This window comes from Pseudomonas sp. FeS53a (assembly GCF_000931385.1).
Taxonomy (GTDB): domain Bacteria; phylum Pseudomonadota; class Gammaproteobacteria; order Pseudomonadales; family Pseudomonadaceae; genus Metapseudomonas; species Metapseudomonas otitidis.
Window position 1 is genome coordinate 1 of the sequence record NZ_JYFT01000061.1, and the last position, 25,048, is coordinate 25,048.

Below are 25,048 nucleotides of genomic sequence, written 5' to 3' on the forward strand. Positions count from 1 at the left end.
GCATCTCCAAGATGGGCTCATCGCGCCTGAGGGCCGGCCTGTACATGCCCGCGATCAGCGCCCTGACCTACAACGAAGCGATCAGAGCCATGGGCGAACGGCTAAGGGAGCGGGGCAAGACCGGCAAGCAGATCGTCTGCGCAGCGATGCGCAAGTTGCTGAACATCGCCTATGGCGTGCTGAAATCGGGCCAGCCGTTTGACGCAAAACTGGCCCTTGCTCACTAGAAATCAAGACGGTATCTACGGGAGTGCCCCAGAAGTGCTCCCTACAGGGGCCTAGCGCCCGTCACCGCTGCGCCATGCGCTCGATCAGCGCTTCTGCCCGATCAGGTACAGCCCGATGAACATCGCCACCCCGCACAGGGCCGCCACGTAGTAGGCCGGCCCCAGCGGATCCCACTTCATCAGCAGCGACACGATCATCGGCGTCAGCCCGCCGAAGATGGCGTAGGCGAGGTTGTAGGAGAACGACAGGCCGGAGAAGCGCACCACCGGCGGGAAGGCCTTGACCATCACGTAGGGCACCGCACCGATGGTGCCGACGAACAGCCCGGTCAGCGCATAGAGCGGGAACAGCCAGTCCGGGTGCGCCTTGAGGCTGGAGTAGAAGGTCCAGGAACTGGCCGCCAGCAGCAGCCCGCCCACCAGGAAAGTGCGGCCCGCACCGAAACGGTCGGCCAGGGCGCCGGAGGCGATGCAGCCGACCGTCAGGCAGACGATGGCCAGGCTGTTGGCCTTGAGCGCGGTGGCCGCGTCGAAGCCGTACACCGTCTGCAGCACGGTGGGGGTCATGAGGATGACCACCACGATGCCAGCCGACAGCACCCAGGTCAGCAGCATGCTGATGGCGATGGCGCCCCGGTGCTCGCGCAGCACCGCCTTCAACGGCACCTCCTCGGCCAGCGCCTTGCGCTGCTGCAGCTCGGCGAACACCGGCGTCTCGTGCAGCCAGCGGCGCAGGTACACGGAGAACAGGCCGAACACACCGCCCACCAGGAACGGCACGCGCCAGGCCCAGGCCTGCACCTCTTCCGGGGTGTAGAGGGTGTTGATCAGGGTCGCCATCAGCGAGCCCAGCAGGATGCCGGCGGTGAGGCCCGAGGTGAGCGTTCCGCAGGCGTAGCCGACGTGCCGCGCCGGCACGTGCTCGGCCACGAACACCCAGGCGCCGGGCACCTCGCCACCGATGGCCGCGCCCTGGATCACCCGCATCAGCAGCAGCGCCAGCGGCGCCCAGATGCCGATCTGCGCATAGGTGGGCAGCAGGCCCATCACCAGGGTCGGCACCGCCATGAGGAAGATGCTCAGGGTGAACATGCGCTTGCGCCCCAGCAGGTCGCCGAAGTGCGCCATGACGATGCCCCCCAGCGGCCGCGCCAGGTAGCCGGCGGCGAAGATGCCGAAGGTCTGCAGCTGGCGCAGCCACTCGGGCATCTCGGCGGGGAAGAACAGCTTGCCCACCACGGCGGCGAAGAACACGAAGATGATGAAGTCGTAGAACTCGAGGGCGCCGCCCAGGGCGGACAGGGACAGGGTCTTGTAGTCGCTACGGGTCAGGGGACGCGCGGGCGCCTCGGAGGCGGAAACGGTGGCCATGTGGGGTCTCTTGTTCGGGGGGCAGGCAAAGCGTGCCCGCCACTGCGTTGGCGGCGGGCCGGTCCGCAACATAGCAAAAAGGCCTACCGGGCACACAATCTCTGACGTATGACCGCGACAAAGCCCGACCGGGCGGTCGTCGCCCGCCACGCCGACCTATATACTGCGCGCTGTTGCGCACGGACGACGGGCAGTGGGTCGACGGGCGCCCGGGGATTCTTTGCAGGGCAGCGTGCCCTTCCCCGCCCACCGAAGCCAAATCAGAGCAGCACAGGGGTAGAGGCACCCCAGGCATGATCGAGATCGAAGAAGAAGAAAACCTGACTCCCCAGGGCGACCTGGCCCTGCAGATCACCGCGCTCCCGCGCGAAACCAACGGATTCGGCGACATCTACGGCGGCTGGCTGGTCTCCCAGATGGATCTGGCCGGAACCGCCATGGCCAACAAGGTCGCCGGCGGACGCGTCGCCACCGTGGCCATCGACCGCATGGCCTTCCTCGTCCCGGTCGCCGTCGGCGCCCAGCTCTCCTTCTATACCCAGACCCTGGAGATCGGCCGCAGCTCGATCCAGATGCTGGTGGAAGTGTGGAGCGACGACCCCCTCTCCAGTGAATGGCGCAAGGTCACCGAAGCGGTGTTCGTGTTCGTCGCCATCGACGGCAGCGGCCGCACCCGCCCGGTTCCCCGCCGCAGCTGATGCACCGGCCGGCGGGAACCTCGCCGGCCCTGCCCTTGCCCAAGCTCGGGCCATCCCCCACGAGAGAACGCCGATGACCCGCGCGACCCCGCAGATCGAACGCATCGAAATGGACTCGCTCGCCTGCTGGCGGGTACTCACCGCCGAAGCCGAGCTGCTGGTCGCCCAGCAGGGCGCCCAGGTGCTCAGCTACCGCCGCCACGGCGAGCAGCCGCTGATCTGGCTCAGCGAACAGGCCGGCTACCAGCGCGGCCAGTCGGTACGCGGCGGCGTGCCGGTGTGCTGGCCCTGGTTCGGCGACCTGCGCCGCAACCCCGATGCCGTGCAGGCGTGCTACCCCGGTGACGGCAACGCCCCTGCCCACGGCCTGGTACGCGGCCTGGACTGGGAGCTGGACGGCGTCGAAGCCCTCGACGGCGAGGTGCAGCTGCGCTTCAGCCTCGACACCCGACGCCAGCCCCTCCCCGGCTGGCCCCACGCCGCCCGCCTGGGCCTGACCCTGCGCCTCGACGCCCAGCGCCTGCACCTGGCCCTGGACACCGAGAACCTCGGCGACGCGCCCCTGGCCATCAGCCAGGCGCTGCACACCTACTTCGCCGTGAGCGACATCCACCAGGCCCGCGTCGAAGGGCTGGACGGCTGCGACTACATCGAGACCCTGGACGGCTGGAGCCGCCGCCGGCAGGCCGGTGACGTGGCCTTCAGCGGCGAGACCGACCGCATCTACCTCGGCGTCCCCCGCCGCGTCGCCATCCACGACGCCGGCTGGAACCGCCGCGTGGTGCTGGAGGCCGAGGGCTCGTCCTCGGCGGTGGTGTGGAACCCCTGGATCGACAAGTCCACCCGCCTCTCCCAGTTCGCCCCCGACGCCTGGCAACGCATGCTCTGCATCGAGACCGCCCAGGTGATGGACGACGTCCTGCACCTGGCGTCAGGCGCGCGGCACCGCCTCGCGTTCAGCCTGTGGAGCGAAGCGCTCTGATCCCCTCAGGGGGCCGGCATGCGCCCGCCCCCACGCCTCGCTAAAAATCCCGATACATTCTCTCGCTGGTCATCACCCCGGTGACTGGGCAGCATGGCGCGCGTGATTCCCAACCCTATAGAGAGCCTGTGATGCGCCGATTCCTCAGTATCGCCCTGGCCCTGTGCGTCGGCCTGACGCTCAGCCTGGACGCCAACGCCAAGCGGATGGGCGGGGGCAAGACCTCCGGTGCCGCGCCGACCCACCAGACCCAGCAGACCCGCCAGGCCCAGCCCAACACCCCGGCCGCCGCCCCCAACGCAGCGGGCCGCCCGGCTGCCGCCAGTGGCGCCTCGCGCTGGCTCGGCCCGCTGGCCGGCCTCGCCGCCGGTGGCCTGCTGGCCTCCATGTTCATGGGCGACGGCTTCGAAGGCATGCAGATCTTCGACTTCCTGATCATCGCCCTGATCGCCTTCGTCATCTTCCGCTTCATCGCCGCCCGCAAGCGCCAGCAGATGGGCCAGCCGGCCATGGCCGGTGCCGCCGGTGGTGCCCCCTTCCAGCGTGAAATGCCGCAGCAGCAGGCGCCGATCTTCGGCAGCGCCGCCCCGGCGGCCCCGGCTCGCGCCTTCAACGCGCCGAGCTGGTTCGACGAAGCCCGCTTCGTCGAGGCCGGTCGCGAGCACTTCCTCGCCCTGCAGCAGCACTGGGACGCCGCGGAGATGGACAAGATCGCCGAGTTCGTCACCCCGCAGATGCTCAACTTTCTCAAGGAAGAGCGCGCCAGCCTGGGTGAAGGCTTCCAGTCCACCTACATCGACAACCTGCAGGTGCAGCTGGACGGCATCGACGAACTGGCCGACAAGACCGTCGCCACCCTGACCTTCAGCGGCGTCTCCAAGACCTCCCGCTTCGACCAGGGCGAAGTGTTCAGCGAAAGCTGGCGCATGGAGCGCGTCAACGGCGACAACCAGCCCTGGCTGGTGGCCGGCATCCGCCAGAACTGATCGCGACACAGGCATGAAGAAACCCCGGGCTTGTCCCGGGGTTTTCTTTTGTGGGGCCTTGGGGATGAAGGGTGGATGACGCTCTTCACATCCACCAACTCCCGCCGCCCACCCCCCGGTCGGGCTGTACACGATCCGTAGGATGCGCTGAGGCCACGAAGCGCATCGCGTCCACGCCAGGCCGTGGCACCACATGTTGCGCCCGGCCCGATGGGCATCGCTGCGCTCAGCGCCATCCTACGGGGGCGTTGACCATGGCTTTGGCGCGGGCCGGGACGCTGCGCGGCATCACACCGTCTCGGTCATCCCAGCGCCCGCCGCCTTGCGCATGCCGATATGGGGGATGTCGTCCTCCAGGTACACCTCGGTCACCGGCTCGAAGCCGAACCGCCCGTAGTACCCCTGCAGGTGCGCCTGGACCGACAGGTACACCGGCATTCCCGGCCAGAGCCGTTCGCAGGCTTCCAGCGCCTGGACCATCAGCGGCCGACCCAGGCCCGCGCCGCGCGCGCTCGCCTCGATCACCACCCGGCCGATGACCACCTCGCCGCCCTGGCGAACCGGGTCCAGCAGGCGCAGGTAGGCCACCAGGCGTTCACCGTCACGGGCCATCAGGTGGTGGGTGTCGCCCACCAGGTCCAGCCCATCCACCTCCAGGTAGGGGCATTTCTGCTCCACCACGAACACCTGGGTGCGCAGGGCGAGGATGGCGTAGAGCGCCTCCTTGGTCAGGGCGTCGTGGTGCTGGCAGCTCCAGTCGAGGGTCATGTGCGGGCCTCGCGTAGTCGATCAGGCCGGGCAGTATGCCGGCGCAGCACGTCGCCCCGCGACGGTTTTTCCGACACGCCGGCTACTGTATAAAGCGCATCCCAATGCACGAGGGCCTGTCGCCGTGGAAGAAGTCATCGAACAGCTGCGCGAACTCAACGAACCGGTTCCCGTCCCGCTGGAGCTGCCCGACGAGGAGCTGCTGGTGGAGATCGAGGAACAGTTGCTGATCAACCTGCCCTTCGAACTCCGCGAATTCCTGCTCAAGGTCAGCGACGTGGTCTACGGCCGCCTGGAGCCGGTGACCGTCACCGACCCGCAGTCCCACACCTACCTGCCGGAAGTCACCGCCGTGGCCTGGGACCTGGGCCTGCCCCGCGACCTGGTGCCGATCTGCCAGGACGGCGACGACTACTACGTGGTCGACGCCGAAGGCGAGGTGCTGCTGTGGTCCGGCGCCGAGGGCAAGATGACCGACGAGAGCTGGGACTCCGTCTGGCACTGGGCTCGGGACGTCTGGCTCGCCAACTGAGCCTCCGCCCCGGGCCACCGTCGGCAGGCGGCGATCAGCCGCCGCTGCGGGCCTGGCTGGTTTCCAGCGCCAGCAGGTTCATCAGGAAGTTGCCGAAGAACTGCATGTCCTGCTCGATGGCCGCCCGCGCGCCACGGGCGTCGCCTGCCCGTGCGGCCTCATAGGCGTCTTCATGGAAGTCGTTCAGGCGCAGGGACAGGTCCGCCTCGGTGAACAGCTGGTTGAAGAAGGGCCCGACCTGCAGCCAGAGGGATTCGATCATGCGCAGCAGCGTCGGGTTGGCGCAGGCGCGGTAGAGGGTCAGATGGAACAGGCTGTTGTCGTCCAGATAGCCCTGCACGTCGCGGCGCTCCAGGGCCTTTTCCATGCGCTCGACGCAGCCTTGCAAGGTCGCCAGCTCATCGGCGCCCAGGCGCGGTACGGCGGTTTCCACCGCCAGCCCTTCCAGCGCCAGGCGCACCTGGAACACCTGGGCGAAGCGTTCCCGGGTCATCACCGGCACCCGCACCGAGCGCTGCGGCTCGCCTTCCAGGGCGCCTTCGGCCACCAGGCGCTGCAACGCGGCGCGCACCGGCATCGGGCTGGTGCCCCAGGCGGCGGCAAGGTCGCGGATCTTCATGCGTTCGCCGGGTTTGAACTGGCCTGCCAGCAGGCCTTCACGGAGTCGGAGGTACAGCTGTTCCTGCAGGTTCTCGGCCATGGCGGATCACCGTGCGGAAACCGGCGGGGCCGGCAGTTGGCTGAGGGTCAGGCTGCAATCGCGCATCGTGGACACCGTCTATATCAAGGGTTGGGGAGGCCCGCACGGGCTGTGCGGGCGCGGAATTCGATCAGCAGAAGGACGGTTTCATTCGCCTCCTTGTGATCACAAAGCAGGTGAAAGGCTACTCCAAACGACGTATTCGGCCAATGCTTGACACAAATGTGATCACAAATCACGATGTGCGGAAATTCGAACGAGGTGTTCAGCATGACCGCCAGTGGTATCAGCCAAGCCGCCGTGGAAACCTTCGCCGCCCGTGAGCGCACCCGCTTCATCGAGCGCAACCCGACGTCCGTCGCCCTCGCCGAGCGCGCCCGCAACTCGCTGTATGCCGGCGTGCCGATGCACTGGATGGCCGACTGGTCCACCCCCTGCCCGCTGTTCGTCGAGCGCGCCAAGGGCGCCCGTTTCTATGACGTGGACGGCCACGAATACATCGACTTCTGCCTGGGCGACACCGGCACCATGTTCGGCCACTCGCCGGACCCGGTGGCCCGCGCCATCGCCGAGCAGGCCGGCAACGGCCTGACCACCATGCTCCCCGGCGAAGACGCCGTGGTCTGCGGCGAGCTGCTGGCCGCCCGCTTCGGCCTGCCCTACTGGCAGGTGACCGCCACCGCCACCGACTCCAACCGCTACGTGCTGCGCTGGGCCCGTGCCGTCACCGGCCGCAAGACCCTGCTGGTGTTCGACGGCTGCTACCACGGCACCGTGGATGACGTGATGGTGCGCAGCCGCGACGGCCGCACCGTGCACCGCTCCGGGCTGGTGGGCCAGGCCTACGACCTGACCCAGTACAGCCGCGCCATCCCCTTCAACGACGTCGAGGCCCTGGAGGCCGCCCTGGCCCAGGGCGACGTCTGCGCCCTGCTCTGCGAGCCGGCCATGACCAACATCGGCATGGTCCTGCCGGACCCGGGCTTCATGCAGAAGTGCCGCGAGCTGACCCGAAAGTACGGCAGCCTGCTGATCATCGACGAGACCCACACCATCTCCACCGACATCGGCGGCTGCACCCGCCTGTGGAACCTCGACCCGGACTTCTTCGTGGTCGGCAAGCCGATCGCCGGCGGCGTGCCCTGCGGCATCTTCGGCTGCAGCGCGGAGATGGCCGAACGCATGGCCGCCTCGCGCAGGCAGACCCAGGAAGACAGCCATGGCCACGGCCACAGCGGCATGGGCACCACCCTCTCGGCCAACGCCCTGGCCATGCACTGCATGCGCGCCAACCTCGAAGCGGTCATGACCCAGGCCGCCTACGACCACATGCTGCCCCTGGCCAAGCGCCTGGCCGACGGCTTCCGCCGGCTCATCGCCGAGCACGACCTGAAGTGGTCGGTGACCGAGCTGGGCGCCCGCAGCGAATTCCAGTTCTGCCCGGTGTCCCCGCGCACCGGTGCCGAGGCCGAGGCCGCCTTCCACGACGAGCTGCAGATGGCCCTGCACCTGTACCTGATCAACCGCGGCATCCTCATCACGCCGTTCCACAACATGACCCTGTGCTGCCCCGCCACCTCCGAGGCGGACGTGGACCGGCTGATCGCCACCCTGGACCAGGCCATCACCGAGCTGCTGGCCATCCCCGGCGCCCGCGAATAGTCCGTAGACCGGTCGGGCGGATGGCGCTGTCATCCGCCCACACCCAACCACCGGTGGCTGGAGGACGCGCCAGCCACCCGACGCGAGAACCCCCATGCCCTTCGCCCATCCCCAGGAAGCCCGCGACTTCCTCGAACGCCACCCCGAAGTCCGCAGCATCGAGCTGATGCTGATCGACGCCAACGGCATCCCCCGCGGCAAGCTGCTGCACCGCGACGAGCTGCTGGCCATCTACGAGAACGGCCGTCCGCTGCCCAGCTCCATCCTCTCCCTCACCCTGCAGGGCGAAGACGTGGAGGCCAGCGGCCTGGTCTGGGAAGTGGCCGACGCCGACTGCTGGACCTACCCCCTCGCCGGCTCCCTGTGCCTGCAACCCTGGCGCGCCACCCCCACCGGCCAGGTGCAGGTGAGCATGCACCCGACCCAGGGCCAGCCGGCCGCCGCCGGCGACCCGCGCCACGTGCTGGCGCGCACCATCGACCGGCTCAAGGCCGACGGCTACCACCCGGTGATGGCGGTGGAGCTGGAGTTCTACCTGCTGGACAAGCAGCGCGACGCCAACGGCCGCCCGCAGCCCGCCCTGCAAGCCAACGGCGTGCGCCCGCAGGCACCCCAGGTCTATGGCGTATACGAGCTGGAACAGCTGCAGCCCTTCCTCGACGACCTCTACGCCGCCTGCGAAGCCCAGGGCCTGCCGGTGCGCACCGCCATCTCCGAATACGCCCCCGGCCAGCTGGAGCTGACCCTGGAGCACCGCTTCGACGCGCTGCAGGCGGTGGACGAAGGCCTGCGCTACAAGCGCCTGGTCAAGGGCGTGGCCAACAAGCACGGGCTGATCGCCTGCTTCATGGCCAAGCCCTTCGGCGACCTGGCCGGCAGCGGCCTGCACATGCACGTCAGCCTGGCCGACGCCGAGGGCAACAACCTGATGGCCAGCGAAGACCCCCACGGCACCCCGCTGCTGCGCCACGCCATCGGCGGCATGATGGCCACGCTCAACGACGCCCTGGCGATCTTCTGCCCCAACGCCAACTCCTACCGGCGCTTCCAGGCCAACAGCTACGCGCCGCTGGCCAAGAGCTGGGGGGTGAACAACCGCACCGTGTCCTTCCGCGTGCCCGGCGGCCCGGCGAAAAGCCGCCACGTGGAGCACCGCATCTGCGGCGCCGACGCCAACCCCTACCTGGCGGCTGCGGCCATCCTGGCCGGCATCCACACCGGCATCCGCGAACAGATCGACCCGGGCGAGCCCATCGTCGGCAACGGCTACGAGCAGGCCCGCGAAACCCTGCCCACCGACTGGCTCACCGCCTTGCGCAATCTTGAGCAGTCCGCCTGGGCGAAGGATGCCCTGGGCGAGGCGTTCCTGAAGATCTACCTCGCCATCAAGTGGGAGGAGTTCCGCCAGTTCGTCAGCGAAGTGGGCGAGCAGGACTGGCGCTGGTACCTGACCCACGCCTGACCGCTGGAAGCCCTGCCGACCCATGGGCCGGCAGGGTTATCCACAGCGTCAGCGCAACGGCAGGCAGCGGGCGTTGGGCCTGGGTTCGAGGGGCCCGGCGAAGCACACCCGGTTCCCGCCCTCCAGGCGCGCCGGCTGGCCGGGGTAATAGGGGTTATCCACAGGCGAGGCCGCCAGCGCCGCCGCCCAGCCGGACGGCTCGGCGGGCAGGTCATCCAGCAACGCCAACAGGCGCAGCTTCGCGTCCAGGTCCTGGATGCGGCCGGCGTAGGCACGGAAATCCGGGCCAGCGATCCCCACCAGGCGATCCCCCATCCAGTTACGCCAGCCCGTGGGCTTGGGAAGGAGCCGGGGCTGTGCCTTCACCTCGCGGGCAAAATCCTTCGGTTCCAGCCGGGACAGTTCGGCAACCTGGCGGAAGGGCGGAAACGTGGCATTGAGGCTCATGTTCGGCCGCACCAGCAGTGCCATGCCGATGCGCTCCTTCAACGGTACCTCCTTGCCACCGGGCAGGCTCTGGAACAGCGTCGCGATGTACAGCAGCTCCCGCTGCAACGGCTTGACCAGGGCACGCTCCGCCTCGTTCAGCGGTGCGGGCTGCTGCGGTACAGGCATCCAGCCCTGACGGTACAGGCGGGCCTGCAACTCCAGGTTACGGTCGATCAGCTTGCTGGTCATGACTTTCACGACAAGCTGGTCCGTCCTCGCCAAGAGGCGGCGCAGGCTGACCAACTCCTCTGCCAACAAACGCCGGGCCTCCTCACCCTCGCCGCTGCGAGCTCGCTGCATGATCTGCAGGCCAAACATCTGCTGGGCCCGATTGAGAGGGGACAGCTTCGGCAAGGGCTCGCTGGCACCTTCGGTGGTCAGCGTCTGATAGTCATCCAGCGTCAGCAGGTGGTTGTAGCGTCCGATCAGCAGGCCATGGTCGCGCACCCACGCATCCAGCTCACCCTCCCGAGCCACAAGGCTCTCCCAGCAGCCGTCCTGCCCCAGGTCACACAGCTGGGGGATTTCGGACAGTTCAAGTCCGGGCAGGTCAGGCAATTGGGCGTCATCCGCCAACCCATGCTGGGCATACCAGCGCTCGTAGATGTCCAGCCGCTCGCGGCCGTAGGCCTCCGGCGTCTGGTCGGCCGGCGCATCCATGCCCATCAGGTAAAGGAATGCCGCGCTGTCGGCGCCCTCGTGGCGGGCATCCCGCAGCCAGTCGGCCACCTCCGGACGCAGCGGGTCGTCCCGCAGCAGCAGCGCGCCCCCCGTCACCAGAGCGCCCACCAGCACCGCACTGCCGAGCAGCCCGATCACGGCGCGCTTCATGGCTGCACCCGGGCAATGGGAAGGAGGATGAAGTTTTCGCAGCGCCACGTGGGGCGCCAGGTGTAGCCTGCCGGCATGGGAGGGCGTCCTTGCTTGGGAAAAAGACGCCCATCATACGGGCGCCCGTCCCGGCGCGGTTGGCACCGCGTCACGCACCCCGATTCACACTGCCTCTGGAGCCCCGATGGAACCCGGCAACGCACAACTGACGATGACCGTCCTGATGACCCCGGACATGGCCAACTTCTCCGGCAACGTCCATGGCGGCACCCTGCTCAAGTACCTCGACGAGGTGGCCTACGCCTGCGCCAGCCGCTACGCCGGGCGCTACGTGGTGACCCTCTCGGTAGACCAGGTGGTGTTCCGCCAGCCGGTGCACGTCGGCGAGCTGGTGACCTTCCTCGCCTCGGTGAACTACACCGGCACCACCTCCATGGAGATCGGCATCAAGGTGATCACCGAGAACATCCGCGAACGCTCGGTGCGCCACACCAACAGCTGCTTCTTCACCATGGTGGCGCTGGACGACGAGCGCCGCCCGGCGCCGGTCCCGCCGCTGGAGCCGCAGACCCCCGACCAGAAGCGTCGCTACGTGCAGGGTCAGCAGCGGCGGGAGATCCGCCAGGAACTGGAACGCCGCTACCGCGCCTTGCGCGGCGAGGACGACGTCCAGGGTTGAGGATCCGGCTTGCACCCGGCAGGGGCGAGCGCCCCTGCTGGCGGGTGCAGGCCGGCAGGCGGTTACTGGGCGTGACCGCTGTGCTGGCTGTGGTCGCCCTGCTCGGCGTGCTCGCCGTGGGCGTGGGCCTTCTCGGCGGCGGGAGCGGCCTTCTGCACGGCGATCTCCACCTTGAGGTCGCCGGCCTTCTCGAAGTGCAGGGTCAGGGGGAAGCGCTCGCCATCCTTCAGCGGCTGCTTCAGGCCGAACATCATCAGGTGGTAGCCACCCTGCTCCAGGCGTACCTCGCCCCCGGCGGGAATGGCCAGGCCACCTTCCACCTGCTGCATCTTCATCACCCCGTCCTTGTGCACGTGCTCGTGGATCTCGGTCTTGCCGGCACGGGGGGTGTCGGCGCCCACCAGGCGGTCCGGGGTGTCGCCGTTGTTGTGCACCACCAGGTAGGCCGCGCCGTTGGCGGACACCGGCGGCAGCTCCAGGGCCCACGGGTGGTCGATGTGCAGCTTGGCCACCTGGTACTCGTGGGCCAGGGCGGCGGTGCTGAACAGGCCCAGCAGGGCAGCGGCGGAAATCAGGGTCTTGCGCATGGGGTCACTCCTTGGAAAGTCGATCGGCGCCGGAGCCGGGCAGCGGCTACCCGGGCGCCGGGAACGCCGCGCACAGGGGCACGCGGCGGCAGACGGTTTCAGGCGAGCGACGGCGGTGCGCGGGGCCGGGCACCGGGGAATACCGAGGCGGCACCATGGCCCGCCTCCGGCTCCAGCGGGGCGAAGAACGCCGTGGCCGGCAACAGGGCGGGCAGCAGCGGTGCGGGCGTGAGTGCCGGGGAGGCGGAGAGCAGCGTGCAGTAGCCGCACTTGGCCAGCAGGTGGTCGGGGTGGGCCGGGAGCTTGGCCGAATCACGCCCGGAGGCGCAGGCCATCTCCGCCAGCCAGGCCGGCAGTTCGCCCGCCTGGGCGCGGACCTGGGACAGCAACGGGCCGGCCACCACCAGCCACAGGGCCAGCAGTCCGAGCCAGGCGCCGAAGCGCATGCGTCCGTGATGAGCCAATCCCGTCTCCCGGGTCCGTTGGAGGGCGGCGTGGGCAGCGGCACCACGCCGGAAACCGCGCCATGCTAGCGATACAGCGCCGGCAAGCATAGCCGCTGAAGGGCACCTCCAAACACGGCCTGCGTTGTCATCGCGGCGTTGAAAACAGCCTCAAATGCTCATTTACCGCACGTAAACTGCGCTTTTTCGCCGGTTTTTGCCTTCGGCTTCCGGCCTCGCCGACGTTTTTGGACGTGCCATGAGTCAGATGGCCGCAGGTCAGCCCAGGCGACGCGCCTCGAAGCGCACGCGCGGGTGGGCGATGCGGTCCTGGGCCCGCACCAGCTCCAGTTCGTAGCTGCCGCAGGCCTGGGTTTCCAGCAGCACCTCGTGCACCGCCGAAGCGGCGAATTCGAAGGCCGCCACCAGGGTGTCCCCCAGCAACAGGCGGGCGAGGAACACCCCTGACGTCAGGTCGCCCACGCCCACCGGCTGGCGCGGGAAGGCCAGCAGCGGCCGGCGCAGCAGCCAGCTGCCGTCGGCACAGACCAGCAGCATTTCGAAGTCCTCCGGGGCGCGGCCGGGGTAGTCCAGGTGCTTCACCAGCACTGCACGCGGGCCACAGGCCAGCAGCGCGCGGGCCATGGCCACGCAGTCCTCCATGGACTCCGGGCGGCGCCCGGCGAAGCTGTTCAGCTCCAGCTGGTTGGGGCACAGGTAGTCGGCGGCGGCGGCGGCCTCTTCCAGCAGGAAGCGGCTCACTTCGGGGGCCACCACGCAGCCCTTCTCCGGGTGGCCCATCACCGGGTCGCACAGGTACAGCGCGCGCGGGTTGGCCGCCTTGATGCGGGCCACCGCCTCGAGGATCTCGCGGCCCTGGGCGGCGCTGCCCAGGTAGCCGGACAGCACCGCATCGCAGTTACCCAGCTCGCCGATGGCGGCAATGCCCTCCACCAGCTGGGGGATCTGCCGGGGCGGCAGCACCTCGCCGGTCCACTGCCCGTACTGGGTGTGGTTGGAGAACTGCACGGTGTTCAGCGGCCAGACCTTCACCCCCAGGCGCTCGACCGGGAACACCGCCGCGCGGTTGCCGGCGTGGCCGAACACCACGTGGGACTGGATGCTGAGGAGATGGGGCGTGCGCGACATGGAAGGTCCTTCGGGTCGGGGTGGATCGAATGCCAGGAGGTGCGGGCTCGGTTCGCCGGCCATAATGGCAGGATTCTCCAACCTGCCGGCACCCAGCGTCACCATGGAATCCCTGTATTTTTCGCCCATGCTGCTCGGGCTCAACCTGATGCTGGGCAGCGCCCTGGCCTGCACCGGGCTCTGGTACGTCTCGCGCCCCTACCGCGGTCCCGGCTTCTGGGCGGCCGGCGCCTGGCTGCTGATCCTCGGCATCCTCGCCTTCTTCGTCTTCGTCGCCACCGGCAACCGCGTGCTCAACGTCCTCGGCAACGCCACCCAGCTGGCCGGCGAGGCAGTACTGATGCTCGGGGTGTTCCGCTTCCTCGGCCGGCCGTTGCCGGTCTGGACGGTGCCGGCCAGCGCCGGGCTGATGGCCGCCTTCAACAGCTGGCACTGGTGGGTGGCACCGCTCAACAGCGAGCTGCTGATCGCCGTCTATGCCGCCATCGGCGGGGCGCTGCCCCTGCAGGCCGCCAGCGCCCTGCTGCGCCACCCGCGCGAACCCCAGCTGCGCGGGGTGTGTGCCGGCGTCGGCGTGGTGCTGCTGGGCTACGCCCTGGTCACCCTGCTGCGGGGCGGCATCGCCGTGCACGACTGGCTGAACGCGGTGGAGCACCCCGACGTGACCCGCTCGGTGGCCTACCTGCTGCCCTACAACTTCGGCATCCCGCTGTGGGTCATCGCCCTGGTGGGCCTGGCGCTGATGACCATGCGCCGCATCCTCCTCGACAGCCAGCGCCACGCCGAGCAGGCCGAGGCCGGCGCCCAGCGCTTCGAGCGCCTGATGGGCCTGACCAGTGTGGGCCTGATGGTGCTGCAGGACGGCCGCATCCAGGACAGCAACCCGGCCCTCGACAGCCTGTTCGGCCTGCCCCGCGACGGCCTGCGCGAGCGCACGCCCCAGGCGCTGTTCCCGGCCAGCGAGCAGGCTGCGCTGGAGCGCCTGCTGACGGAGGCCGACGGCACCCCGCGCGACTTCGCCGTGCAGCGCCAGGACGGCACCCTGCTCGCCGTCGAGTGCTCGGTGACGGTGCTGGACGACCATCAGCGGCTGATGGAGATCCGCGACGTCAGCCACCGCAAGGCCCTGGAGGAACGCCTGCGCCTGCAGGCCACCACCGACCCGCTGACCGGCGCCCTGAACCGCCGGGCCTTCGACGCCCGCGCCGAGCAGGAGCGCCTGCGGGCCCTGCGCCAGGGCCAGCCGCTGTGCCTGGCGATGCTCGACATCGATCATTTCAAGCGCATCAACGACCAGCATGGCCACGCCGCCGGCGACCAGGTGCTGCAGGCCTTCAGCCGCCTCTGCCAGGCGGCCGCCCGCAGCACCGACGTGTTCGCCCGGATCGGCGGCGAGGAATTCGTCTTCCTGCTGCCCGACACCCCGGCCGATGCCGCCCGTCGTTTTCTTGAACGGTTGCGTGAGGCCGTGGAGCAGCTGCGCATCGAAATCGACGGTCAGGCGCTGGCCGTCAGCGTCAGCATCGGCCTGGCCGAAGCCCCGGCGGAGCGGGGTCTGGAAGCCCTCCAGGAGGCGGCCGACCAGGCGCTTTATCGAGCCAAGCAGCAGGGTCGCAACCGCCTCGAGCTGGCCTTCTGATCGGCCACGGATGGGTTAAGCTTCAGCGCATCCGAGGGGAGTGATCATGATCAGTCTGGCCGATGTCTTCCTGTTCCTGCTGCTTGCCGCCGGCGCCGCCTGGCTCTGGCGCGGCCACGGTGTGCGCGAGCGCGCCCTGGTGCTGGTGAAACAACACTGCGCCCGTTTCGACGTGGACCTGCTGGACGGCAACGTCGCCCTGCAGCGCATGGCCATCGTCCGCGATGCCAAGGGCCACCGGCGCCTGGCGCGCATCTATGGCTTCGAATTCACCGTCACCGGCGAGCAGCGCCTGACCGGCACGGTGCAGATGTTCGGCAACCACCTGGGGCGCATCCAGATGGACCCGCACCCCTTCCAGGCCCCGCGCGAGCCGGAAGTGGTCGCCAGCAACGTCATCCAGCTGGACACCTGGCGCCGCAACCACCCGCGCCAGGACGAGCAGCGCCAGGTGGAATGACCCGCCGGGCTCAGCCCTCGCCGAGCCCCTCCAGCCTGTGGATAATCCCGTTCCAGTCCGCCCGCGTGGCGCCGGTCATGGCGCCGTGCAGCAGCCGGCAGCCCAGGCGGAAGCCGAGCCGCACCCGCCGCGCCTGGTTATGCCGGCAGCGTTCGAACAGCCAGTCGGGATCGAACCCCTGCCACACCCCCGCCACGCTCCAGGCGTTGAGCCAGACGGCGGGCGCCACTTCCAGCGCGTAGATCGCCTCCAGCTCGGCCTGTGGATAACCGCTCTCGCGCAGGCAGCGCGCCAGCCGCTGCAGGTCGCCCGCGTCCAGCTCGGTGTCCAGCCACAGCTCCGAAAGCGCCAGCCAGACCGCCTCGCGGCGCGGGTCGCTCACAGGCCGCGTCCGAGGAAGTCCGCCACCCGCTCGGCGGCGGCGTCCGGGTCTTCCTGCATGAAGCAGTGGCCGCCCTCCACCACCTGGGCGCTGACGTGGCCGTTGAGGGCACAGAGCCGCGCCACCGAACGGGCGACGAAGGGGTAGCTGGCCTCGCCGTGGAGGATCAGGGTCGGCGTGGCGATGCGTGCCAGCGACGGCCAGAGGCGTTTCGGGCAGGAGCTGAACACCTCCGCCTCGCGGCTGGGGCGGCACTTCAGTTCGACGCCGTCCTCCACCGTCTTGATCGCATGGTCCACGTAGGCCGCCAGGGCATCGTCGCGCCAGCCACGGAAGATGCCGCGCCCCTGCAGCGCCTTGAACGCTGCCTCGCGGTCACTCCACTGGTGGCGTCGGGCCCGGGCGCGCTTGGCCAGGGTGGTGCGCCGGTGCAGGCCGAGCACCTCGCTGAAGGCCATCACCCCGATCATCGCCGGGGTGAAGATCACCGGGTCAAGCAGCACCGCACGCTGGAACAGCGCGGGATGGCGGGCCAGCACCAGGCTGGTGAGCACGCCGCCGAAGCTGTGCCCCAGGGCCAGGCGCGGCACCTCGCCGAAGCGCCCGCGACCGGCCTCGAACGCCTCCACGGCCAGCTCCGCGTTGCGGTTCCAGCCCAGGAAACGCCCACCGTGATCGCTCTCGCCGTGGCCCTGCAGGTCGCACAGCCAGAGGTCGAAGTGCGCCTCCAGGCGCGCCAGCATCGGCGCATAGGCGCGGGTGCAGAAGCCGTTGCCGTGCAGGAAGTGCAGCAGCGGCCGGCCGCTGGGCGGGCTGTGCCAGCCACGCAGGGTGAAACCGGCGGACGTGGAATGGGACCAGGCGATCAACGACATGGGACAGGCTCGCAACGGGAAGCGCGCAGTGTATCGCCGGATGCCGTCCACCGGCAGCCTGTGGATACCCGTGCCGACCCGCCGGCTCCGGGCTCCAGGGGTTATCCACAGGCCGCCGCCGCCCCGCTCGTGCTATCGTCGCAGCCCCCCTGCACCACCCCGGACCCGCCCGTGCCCAGCCTGTCCCCGCGCATCGTCCCGCTGACCCTGCTGTTCGTCATCGGCCTGCTGCTGTCGATGCACCAGGCCGGGCGCCAGGCCGAGTACGCCGCACTGCGCGAGGAAGGCCTCCAGGCCGGCGCCCAGCTCGGCCTCTACCGCAGCGCCCTGAGCACCCTGATCGAGCGCTACCGCGCCCTGCCCGCCGTGCTGGCCCTGGACCCGGAGCTGCGCCAGGCGCTGCAGGCACCGCTGACCGACGACCTGCAACGGCAGCTCAACCTCAAGCTGGAACGCATCAACGGCGCCGCCCACTCCTCCACCCTGGAGCTGATGCGCGAAGACGGCCTGGCCATCGCCGCCAGCAACTGGCGCCTGCCCACCAGCTACGTCGGCCACAACTACGGCTTCCGCCCCTACTTCCTGGAAACCCGCACCCAGGGCACCGGACGCTTCTACGCCGTGGGCGTGGTCAGCGGCATCCCCGGCTACTTCCTCTCCCATGCCATCCACGACGATGCCGGGCGCTTCCTCGGCGCCATCGTGGTCAAGCTGGAGTTCCCCGAGCTGGAGCAGCAGTGGCGCGAACGCCCCGACGTGATCCTGGTGAGCGACGCCAAGGGCATCGTCTTCATCGCCAACCAGCCGGCCTGGCGCTACCGCGAGCTGGCGCCGCTGGACGCAGGGCAACGTGCCGAGCTGGCCGCCACCCGGCAGTACGACAAGAAGCCCCTGGTGCCCCTGGAGCACCAGACCCGCGAGGACTTCGGCGAGGGCAGCCGCCTGGTACGGGTCAACGGCCCGGACGGCGAACAGGACTACCTCTGGGAATCCGAGGCGCTGCCCAGCGAGGGCTGGACCCTGCACCTGCTGCACCGCCCCCAGGGCGCCGCCAGCAGCGCCCGCACCGCCAGCCTGGCCGCCGGCGGGGTGTGGGCGGCATTGTTCTTCCTCGGCCTGTTCCTGCAGCAGCGCTGGCGCCTGGCACGCCTGCGCCAGCAGAGCCGCGAGGAGCTGGAGCGCCTGGTGGAGCAGCGCACCGCCGACCTGCGCACCGCCCAGGACGGCCTGGTGCAGGCCGCCAAGCTGGCCGCCCTGGGGCAGATGTCGGCCGCCCTCGCCCACGAGATCAACCAGCCGCTGACCGCCCTGCACATGCACCTGGGCAGCCTGCGTCTCATGCTCGACAACGGCCAGCTGGACCCGGCGCGCAAGGCCCTCGACCGCCTCGACGAGCTGCTGCGGCGCATGGCCGCCCTCACCGGCCACCTCAAGACCTACGCCCGCCGCACCCCCGGCGGCCTGCGGGAAACCCTGGAACTCGGCGACGTGGTGGGCAAGGCCCTGCAACTGCTCGCCCCGCGCCTGCGCGACAGCGACGCCCACATCGTCCAGCGCCTGGAGCAGCCGGCCTGGGTCCAGGGCGACGCCATCCGCCTGGAACAGGTGCTGGTCAACCTGCTGCGCAACGCCCTGGATGCCGTCGACGGCCAGGCTTCGCCAAAGGTGGAGATCAGCCTGCGGCGCGACGGCGAGCACTGGTGCCTGGAGGTCGCCGACAACGGCGGCGGCATCCCCGCCGAGGTCCTGCCCCAGGTCTTCGATCCCTTCTTCACCACCAAACCGGTGGGCGACGGCCTGGGCCTCGGCCTGGCCGTGTCCTACGCCATCGTCCATGAACTGGGCGGGCGCCTGTCTGCGGAAAACCGTGGCCCCGGCGCGGTGTTCCGCCTCAGCCTGCCGGCCAGCCCCCCCGAGGAGCGAGCATGACCTCCCCCCACGTGATCTTCGTCGACGACGAAGCCGCCATCCGCGAAGCCGTGCGCGAATGGCTGGAACTCTCCGGCTTCGCCGTGCGCCTGTGCGCCAGCGCCGCCGAGTGCCTGCACGCCCTGGAACCGGACTTCCCCGGCGTGGTGGTCAGCGACCTGCGCATGCCGGGCATGGACGGCCTGGCCCTGCTGGAAGCGGTCCAGGCCCGCGACCGCGACCTGCCCTTCCTGCTGGTGACCGGCCACGGCGACGTGCCTCAGGCGGTGGAGGCCATGCGCCTGGGCGCCTATGACTTCATCGAGAAGCCCTTCACCCCCGAGCGCCTGCTGGGCAGCCTCAAGCGCGCGCTGGAGAAGCGCCGCCTGCAGCAGGAGAACCGCCGCCTGCGCCAGCAGGCGGACAGCCGCGCGCAACTGGACGGCCGCCTGCTGGGCATCTCCCGGCCCATCCTGCACCTGCGCAAACAGGTGCTGGACCTCGCGCAGACCCCGGTGAACGTCCTGCTGCGGGGCGACACCGGCAGCGGCAAGGAGCTCGTCGCGCGCTGCCTGCACGACTTCGGCCCGCGCGCGGAACGGCCCTTCGTTGCCCTCAACTGCGCCGCCATCCCCGAGAACCTCTTCGAGAGCGAGCTGTTCGGCCATGAGAGCGGCGCCTTCACCGGCGCCCAGGGCAAGCGCATCGGCAAGCTGGAGCACGCCAACGGCGGCACCCTGTTCCTCGACGAGATCGAAAGCATGCCCCTGGCCCAGCAGGTGAAGCTGCTGCGGGTCCTGCAGGAGCAGCAACTGGAGCGCCTGGGCTCCAACCAGAGCATCCGTATCGACGTGCGGGTGGTGGCCGCCACCAAGCCGGACCTGCGCGACGAAGTGCGCGCCGGGCGCTTCCGCGAGGACCTGCTCTACCGCCTGAACGTCGCCGAGCTGCAGCTGCCGCCGCTGCGGGACCGCCGCGAGGACATCCCCCTGCTGTTCGAACACTTCGCCGCCCTGGCCGGCGAACGCCTGCAGCGCCCGGTGCCGAACCTCACCCCGGCCGAGCTGGCACACCTGCTGGCCCACGACTGGCCCGGCAACGTGCGCGAGCTGGGCAACGCCGCCGAGCGCCACGTGCTGGGGCTGGCCGCGCCGCTGGACGCCCCCCGCGAGGACAGCGCGCCGTCCCTGGCCGAGCTGATGGAAGCCTACGAGGCGCAATGCCTGCGCCAGGCCCTGGCCCGCAGCAAGGGCGACATCAAGGCGGTGATGGCGCTGCTGCAACTGCCGCGCCGCACCCTCAACGAGAAGATGCAACGCCACGGCCTGGCCCGTGGCGACTTCCTCCCCGGCGAAGACGACTGAGCCATCCACAGGGCCTTCCGGCCCTGTGATCATAAATCCACCTGAACGCCAAAGGCCCCGTCAATCGGGGCCTTCAGCACTGTGGACACAGCTTTTCAACAGGTTGATACACGCTATCTGGGGACAGCTCCCAGGCGGGGCTTTTCCACACCCTGCCCTCCCCTCACTCCGCAAAATCCCTTGTATGGCGGGGCCTTGAGAAAAACATGATCAGTAAATGCACAGTTTGCTCCGTGCCGCACCCGACACGGCCTGTGCACAACTGAAAACAGTTTATCCACAGATTTTTCCCCTTTAAGCGGGGACAAATGTGGACAGCACCGCCAGCGCGTCGCTCGCTGTGTGCATCCAATCGTCCTCGCACCCCTGGTCAAAACGCGATCAAATCAATGAAAGCCTTATGAATAAAGGCCTGTAAGCGATTGAGCACAGCTTATCAACAGGCTGCTCCACCTGATCTGGGGACTGTTGATAGCGTGATGAACAGGCAAACACCACCGCTGCGTGCGGTGCGCCCGGGCCATCGCTCGGAATTCGTACAAACCCTTGGAGGCCTTGAAATCCCTGGCCTTCAGCGAGGTACAGACAGCTTGTACACAGGCCCTTCCACCGTTATTGGGGACGGTGTGGATAGCAGGGAGAACGCCCCTTCTGACAGGCCGACTGCCGCTCCGGCCCGGCCTGTCCGGCACACGCCAGATGCCTGCACCGCCCAGCCAGCAAGGGCTCAATTAATGATCAATCGGCTGAACAGCCCGCCAGCCGTGGGTAGCAGACAGGTGCGTACAGTTTTTCCACAGGGTCTTCCCCGGATACTGGGGGCAATGTGGACAGCAAGGCCACCGGCGCAGGGCCTTTTCCACACGACTGGAGAGCCCGCGCATCGATCAAAAAACGATCTAAACGCCAGAAGCCCCGCCAAATAAGACCTCCGACGGTCTGGCTACAGCTTGTCCACAGGCTCATCCCCGGCGTTTGGGGACAGGTGGGGATCATGCAGCGGTTTTGTCCACAGTTCACAGCAGCAGAAAACCGGCGCATGGCAGGGTCCAGCTGCTGATCAGAATCTGTACGAACGCCTGAAAGGCCCGTTGAAACTGGGTCCTGTCGATCTATCAACAGCTTGTGCACAGTACCGTCCACGGGAATTGGGGACGATACCCAACAGGCCGTATCCGCTCACTTATCCCGTTGGACATTAAGTGATCAAACCTCCACAGACAGCGTACAGCCTGCCCTCTGGCGGGGTGGCTACAGCTTTTCCACAGGCTCATCCACGCCATTTGGGGACAGTCGCCCACAGGGCGGAAGCCCATCCACAGGCCCCGCCCTGTGCAAATCCTGATCGAATGCCTGAAAGCCACGGATGACGGGGCACACGGGAAGCTGCCCACAGCTTGTCCACGCTGTGCTCCACCGGAATCGGGGATGAACACCTGCCCCTGGCGCCCCCCATGTGCGGCGTGGTGCCCGGAAGCCATGCCGAAGGCATGCGCACACCAGCACCGGGCACTCGGCAAGAACCCGCTCATCGCCCGTTCCGGCATCGGCGGGATTCCGCGCAGCGATGCCCCTCCATCGAGCCGAAACCCAGCAACGGCGCGGCCTCCAGTGCCTGGCACAGGTCCTGCTATGGCGCCTGTCCAAGCCCGGCCAGTCCGTGCACACAACAACAACGACTCGAGGAACCACGATGGAAAGCTCCAGCACCCTGACTGCCTCAGCAGCAACCCGCACCACATCCCAGCGCATCAAGTCGATCTTCAGCGGCTCGGTGGGCAACCTGGTGGAGTGGTACGACTGGTACGTCTACGCCGCCTTCTCGCTGTACTTCGCCAAGGCCTTCTTCCCCCAGGGCGACCTGACCGCCCAGCTGCTGAACACCGCCGCGATCTTCGCCGTGGGCTTCCTGATGCGCCCCATCGGCGGCTGGCTGATGGGCATCTACGCCGACCGCAAGGGCCGCAAGGCTGCCCTGCTGGCCTCGGTGCTGCTGATGTGCTTCGGCTCGCTGATCATCGCCCTGACCCCCAGCTACGAGAGCATCGGCATCGCCGCGCCCATCCTGCTGGTGATCGCCCGCCTGCTGCAGGGCCTCTCGGTAGGCGGTGAATACGGCACCTCCGCCACCTACCTGTCGGAGATGGCCACCAAGGAACAGCGCGGCTTCTACTCCAGCTTCCAGTACGTGACGCTGATCTCCGGCCAGCTCATCGCCCTGGCGGTGCTGATCGTGCTGCAGCAGACCCTGACCACCGAGCAGCTGGACAGCTGGGGCTGGCGCGTACCCTTCTTCATCGGCGCGGCCTGCGCCGTGGTGGCGATGTTCCTGCGTCGCGGCATGGAGGAGACCGACTCCTTCACCCAGAAGAAGGACAAGCCCAAGGAAAGCCTGCTGCGCACCCTGATGCGCCACCCCAAGGAAGTGCTGACCGTGGTCGGCCTGACCATGGGCGGGACCCTGGCCTTCTACACCTACACCACCTACATGCAGAAGTACCTGGTCAACACCGTGGGCATGAGCAAGGACGACTCGACCATGATCTCGGCCGCCACGCTGTTCCTGTTCATGCTGCTGCAGCCCATCGTCGGCGCGCTCTCGGACAAGATCGGCCGGCGCCCGATCCTGATCGCCTTCGGCGTGCTGGGCACCCTGTTCACCTACCCGATCCTCAGCACCCTGCACACCATCGAGACCTGGTGGGGCGCGTTCTTCCTGATCATGGCGGCGCTGGTGATCGTCAGCGGCTACACCTCGATCAACGCCGTGGTGAAGGCCGAGCTGTTCCCTACCGAGATCCGCGCCCTGGGCGTGGGCCTGCCCTACGCGCTGACCGTGTCCATCTTCGGCGGCACCGCCGAGTACATCGCGCTGTGGTTCAAGAGCATCGGCATGGAGAGCGGCTTCTACTGGTACGTGACCGCCTGCATCGCCTGCTCGCTGATGGTGTACCTGTTCATGAAGGACACCCGCACCCACTCGCGCATGAACGACGACTGATTCCCTTAGGCCGCCCTGGCCCTGGCTGCGGTGTGCCGTAGCCGTTTTATTCCGCAGACGGGCCCGCAAGGGCCCGTTTTCGTTTCTGTACGCCTCGCGCTCTGTATCCAGGCGCCCAGCTCCCTCCCGAGTGCTGGAGAGGCATCACTCCCGCAACCGACAGGCCTCCAGCCCCGCCGAGAGGGCGGCCTCCTCCTGCGGCTCGCTGAAGATCAGCTCCAGCCGCGAATCCCGCCGCCACTCACTGGGGCGCCAGTGCAGCGGGGCGCCGTCCAGGGCGTTGGCCGACACCCAGCCTTGCACGCTGTGGATAACCAGCTTGGCGCGGCGCCAGTCCAGGCCCTGGAGCCAGGCGGCCAGGTGCTCCGGGTCGAAGCGCTGGGACGGGTGCCAGCGCCAGCCGATACTCCAGCCGTCCCCTTCGCCACCAACCTGGCAGAGGGGCCGGGTCGGGTCCGTCCACAGGGTCGGCAACGCCGGCGGGGCACTGGGCAGCGCGAGGTTATCCACAGCCGCCCCGGCGCGCGCCGCCAGGCCGGGCAGGCGTTCCAGCGGCAGCTGACCCTGTTCGGTCCAGCACTGGGGCACCGCCGGCAGGGCCTGGACGATGCGCTGGCGAACGTCGGCTTCCAGGCCCTCGGCCTTGTTCAGCACCAGCAGCCCGGCACCTTCCAGTGCCGCCTGCTGGCTGGCGGGCAGCGGCTCGCCCCGGGCCAGGGCCTGGGCATCCAGCACCACCAGGGTGGGCTGCAGGGCCAGCACCTCGGTCCAGGGCGCCGCAACGAGCTGCCGACGCAACTCCGCCGGGTGGCCCAGCCCGGACGGTTCGATGAACAGCCGGTCCGGCCGCGCCTTGCGCAGCAGGCGCCCGAGCCCGACCTGGAAGGGCGCGCCGTTGACGCAGCAGAGGCAGCCGCCGGCCACTTCGGCCAGGCTGATACCGTCCTCGCCGGTTTCCAGCAGCGCGGCATCCAGGCCGACCTGGCCGAATTCGTTGATGAGCACCGCCCAGCGTTCGCCCACGGGGCGTTGGGCCAGCAGGTGGCGGATCAGGCTGGTCTTGCCGGCACCGAGAGGGCCGGCCACCAGATGGGTGGGGATGTGGGTCAGCATGGAGGCCATGGTGCGGTATCACAGTCTGTGAATAACAGGACGCCTTTAAAAACGTAGGCGAGGCCGTCAGCGCAAGGCAAAAACAGGCGAAAAGCGCAGTTTACGCGCGGTAAATGAGCATATTGAGCCTGTTTTTAACGCTGCGATGACAACGCAGGTAGTTTTTAGAGGTGTCCTGAAGGCGTGATAGAGTCGCGCATCTCAACGATCCAGGTCGGTGCTTCATGCGTGTGTTCCTGCTGCCCCTGCTGCTGCTCGCCTCGTCCCAGGCCCTGGCGGAAGCCTGCATTGTCCACAGCCAGAGCGACCGGCTGGACGTGAAGGTCTGCCAGGCCAACCGCAGCATTCCCTCCCAGTTGTTCCGCGACGGCTTCTGCAAGCCGGAGATGCCGGGCCAGAAGGTGGAGGTGAGCTACGCCGAGCAGTGCCCCGAAGGGGCCTTCGGCGTCTGCCGCAACAGCCAGGTCAGCAACATCGCCTACCGCCAGGACCTCTACTACTACGGCGTCGCCAGCGACGCGCGCTACCTCAAGCCGTTCTGCGAGGGCCAGGGCAAAGGCACCTGGGAAAGCCCGTCGTCATCAGCCGGTAACAGCCAGGCGGTGAAATAGCCCCGGGTACCTCGCCCATGCCGGCTCAGCCGGTAGGGCCTCGGTGATGCAGGGCCACCTTCGGGTGGCCCTTTTTTTGACCTGTGGATAAGCACCGGCAGGCCCGGCACCTGCCGCCCCACCCCATCG

23 protein-coding genes and 1 pseudogene are annotated in these 25,048 nt (G+C 68.7%); 14 read left to right on the forward strand and 10 right to left on the reverse strand.

Annotated features, from left to right (window positions below; translation table 11 throughout):
- Nucleotides 1–227, forward strand: a pseudogene (locus SZ55_RS28340) (IS110 family transposase); the annotation flags it as partial.
- 84 nt (nt 228–311) lie between these two features.
- Here SZ55_RS28340 and SZ55_RS18945 read toward each other — a convergent pair.
- Nucleotides 312–1,598 (reverse strand): MFS transporter, encoded by a 1,287-nt coding sequence (locus SZ55_RS18945; protein WP_044409878.1) that lies wholly within the window; start codon nt 1,596–1,598, stop codon nt 312–314.
- Between the two features lie 293 nt (nt 1,599–1,891).
- Here SZ55_RS18945 and SZ55_RS18950 point away from each other — a divergent pair, with 293 nt between their 5' ends.
- From SZ55_RS18950 to SZ55_RS18960, 3 genes are all read left to right on the forward strand, one after another.
- On the forward strand, nt 1,892–2,296 hold the full coding sequence (locus tag SZ55_RS18950) for an acyl-CoA thioesterase (protein ID WP_044409881.1): 405 nt from the start codon (nt 1,892–1,894) through the stop codon (nt 2,294–2,296).
- A gap of 73 nt (nt 2,297–2,369) precedes the next feature.
- A complete protein-coding gene (locus SZ55_RS18955; protein ID WP_044409884.1) occupies nt 2,370–3,278 on the forward strand; it encodes a D-hexose-6-phosphate mutarotase in 909 nt (302 codons plus the stop codon).
- Between the two features lie 131 nt (nt 3,279–3,409).
- Complete coding sequence (locus SZ55_RS18960; protein ID WP_044409887.1) at nt 3,410–4,264, forward strand: Tim44 domain-containing protein; 855 nt, start codon at nt 3,410–3,412, stop codon at nt 4,262–4,264.
- Nucleotides 4,265–4,552: 288 nt separating this feature from the next.
- On the opposite strand, the gene SZ55_RS18965 is transcribed toward SZ55_RS18960, so the two are convergent.
- On the reverse strand, nt 4,553–5,032 hold the full coding sequence (locus SZ55_RS18965) for a GNAT family N-acetyltransferase (RefSeq protein WP_044409890.1): 480 nt from the start codon (nt 5,030–5,032) through the stop codon (nt 4,553–4,555).
- A gap of 124 nt (nt 5,033–5,156) precedes the next feature.
- Here SZ55_RS18965 and SZ55_RS18970 point away from each other — a divergent pair, with 124 nt between their 5' ends.
- On the forward strand, nt 5,157–5,564 hold the full coding sequence (locus SZ55_RS18970; RefSeq protein ID WP_044409894.1) for an SMI1/KNR4 family protein: 408 nt from the start codon (nt 5,157–5,159) through the stop codon (nt 5,562–5,564).
- A gap of 34 nt (nt 5,565–5,598) precedes the next feature.
- Here the strand turns inward: SZ55_RS18970 and SZ55_RS18975 are convergent, their stop codons facing one another.
- Nucleotides 5,599–6,264, reverse strand: a complete 666-nt coding sequence (locus SZ55_RS18975) for a GntR family transcriptional regulator (protein ID WP_044409896.1) — start codon at nt 6,262–6,264, stop codon at nt 5,599–5,601.
- Between the two features lie 270 nt (nt 6,265–6,534).
- Here SZ55_RS18975 and SZ55_RS18980 point away from each other — a divergent pair, with 270 nt between their 5' ends.
- Nucleotides 6,535–7,926, forward strand: coding sequence for an aspartate aminotransferase family protein (locus SZ55_RS18980; RefSeq protein ID WP_044409899.1), 1,392 nt, complete (start codon nt 6,535–6,537; stop codon nt 7,924–7,926).
- A gap of 94 nt (nt 7,927–8,020) precedes the next feature.
- Nucleotides 8,021–9,388 carry a glutamine synthetase family protein gene (locus SZ55_RS18985; RefSeq protein WP_044409902.1) on the forward strand — a complete coding sequence of 456 codons (1,368 nt, stop codon included), beginning with the start codon at nt 8,021–8,023 and terminating at the stop codon, nt 9,386–9,388.
- A 48-nt stretch (nt 9,389–9,436) separates the two neighbouring features.
- Here SZ55_RS18985 and SZ55_RS18990 read toward each other — a convergent pair whose 3' ends face one another.
- The gene (locus SZ55_RS18990) at nt 9,437–10,708 is read right to left on the reverse strand and encodes a hypothetical protein (protein ID WP_044409904.1); all 1,272 of its coding nucleotides are present in this window, start codon (nt 10,706–10,708) and stop codon (nt 9,437–9,439) included.
- Nucleotides 10,709–10,892: 184 nt separating this feature from the next.
- Here SZ55_RS18990 and SZ55_RS18995 point away from each other — a divergent pair, with 184 nt between their 5' ends.
- A complete protein-coding gene (locus tag SZ55_RS18995; protein ID WP_044409907.1) occupies nt 10,893–11,387 on the forward strand; it encodes an acyl-CoA thioesterase in 495 nt (164 codons plus the stop codon).
- A gap of 62 nt (nt 11,388–11,449) precedes the next feature.
- Here SZ55_RS18995 and SZ55_RS19000 read toward each other — a convergent pair whose 3' ends face one another.
- From SZ55_RS19000 to pdxY, 3 genes are all read right to left on the reverse strand, one after another.
- The gene (locus SZ55_RS19000) at nt 11,450–11,974 is read right to left on the reverse strand and encodes a copper chaperone PCu(A)C (RefSeq protein WP_044409910.1); all 525 of its coding nucleotides are present in this window, start codon (nt 11,972–11,974) and stop codon (nt 11,450–11,452) included.
- A gap of 98 nt (nt 11,975–12,072) precedes the next feature.
- Nucleotides 12,073–12,438, reverse strand: coding sequence for a DUF2946 family protein (locus SZ55_RS19005; protein WP_232104237.1), 366 nt, complete (start codon nt 12,436–12,438; stop codon nt 12,073–12,075).
- A gap of 258 nt (nt 12,439–12,696) precedes the next feature.
- The gene (gene pdxY / locus SZ55_RS19010) at nt 12,697–13,566 is read right to left on the reverse strand and encodes a pyridoxal kinase PdxY (protein ID WP_044409916.1); all 870 of its coding nucleotides are present in this window, start codon (nt 13,564–13,566) and stop codon (nt 12,697–12,699) included.
- 64 nt (nt 13,567–13,630) lie between these two features.
- Here pdxY and SZ55_RS27150 point away from each other — a divergent pair, with 64 nt between their 5' ends.
- Together SZ55_RS27150 and SZ55_RS19020 are read left to right on the forward strand one after the other, a co-directional pair.
- Nucleotides 13,631–15,205, forward strand: a complete 1,575-nt coding sequence (locus SZ55_RS27150; RefSeq protein WP_052807631.1) for a GGDEF domain-containing protein — start codon at nt 13,631–13,633, stop codon at nt 15,203–15,205.
- Between the two features lie 46 nt (nt 15,206–15,251).
- Nucleotides 15,252–15,665: a DUF3301 domain-containing protein gene (locus SZ55_RS19020; RefSeq protein ID WP_044409919.1), complete on the forward strand. Its 414-nt coding sequence runs from the start codon at nt 15,252–15,254 to the stop codon at nt 15,663–15,665.
- A 10-nt stretch (nt 15,666–15,675) separates the two neighbouring features.
- On the opposite strand, the gene SZ55_RS19025 is transcribed toward SZ55_RS19020, so the two are convergent.
- Together SZ55_RS19025 and SZ55_RS19030 are read right to left on the reverse strand one after the other, a co-directional pair.
- On the reverse strand, nt 15,676–16,047 hold the full coding sequence (locus SZ55_RS19025) for a DUF7079 family protein (protein ID WP_044409922.1): 372 nt from the start codon (nt 16,045–16,047) through the stop codon (nt 15,676–15,678).
- A complete protein-coding gene (locus tag SZ55_RS19030; RefSeq protein WP_044409926.1) occupies nt 16,044–16,922 on the reverse strand; it encodes an alpha/beta fold hydrolase in 879 nt (292 codons plus the stop codon). Before SZ55_RS19030 ends, SZ55_RS19025 begins: the two co-directional genes overlap by 4 nt.
- A gap of 237 nt (nt 16,923–17,159) precedes the next feature.
- Between SZ55_RS19030 and SZ55_RS19035 the strand changes: the two genes are divergently transcribed.
- From SZ55_RS19035 to SZ55_RS19045, 3 genes are all read left to right on the forward strand, one after another.
- Entirely contained in the window at nt 17,160–18,851 is a 1,692-nt protein-coding gene (locus SZ55_RS19035; RefSeq protein WP_082078293.1) for an ATP-binding protein, read from the forward strand.
- Complete coding sequence (locus SZ55_RS19040; protein WP_044409931.1) at nt 18,848–20,194, forward strand: sigma-54-dependent transcriptional regulator; 1,347 nt, start codon at nt 18,848–18,850, stop codon at nt 20,192–20,194. Before SZ55_RS19035 ends, SZ55_RS19040 begins: the two co-directional genes overlap by 4 nt.
- A 1,693-nt stretch (nt 20,195–21,887) precedes the next feature.
- Complete coding sequence (locus SZ55_RS19045; protein ID WP_044409934.1) at nt 21,888–23,195, forward strand: MFS transporter; 1,308 nt, start codon at nt 21,888–21,890, stop codon at nt 23,193–23,195.
- 144 nt (nt 23,196–23,339) lie between these two features.
- Here SZ55_RS19045 and SZ55_RS19050 read toward each other — a convergent pair whose 3' ends face one another.
- Nucleotides 23,340–24,308 (reverse strand): CobW family GTP-binding protein, encoded by a 969-nt coding sequence (locus tag SZ55_RS19050; protein WP_044410256.1) that lies wholly within the window; start codon nt 24,306–24,308, stop codon nt 23,340–23,342.
- Between the two features lie 224 nt (nt 24,309–24,532).
- Between SZ55_RS19050 and SZ55_RS19055 the strand changes: the two genes are divergently transcribed.
- A complete protein-coding gene (locus SZ55_RS19055) occupies nt 24,533–24,919 on the forward strand; it encodes a hypothetical protein (RefSeq protein ID WP_044409936.1) in 387 nt (128 codons plus the stop codon).
- The last annotated feature ends 129 nt before the right edge of the window (nt 24,920–25,048 follow it).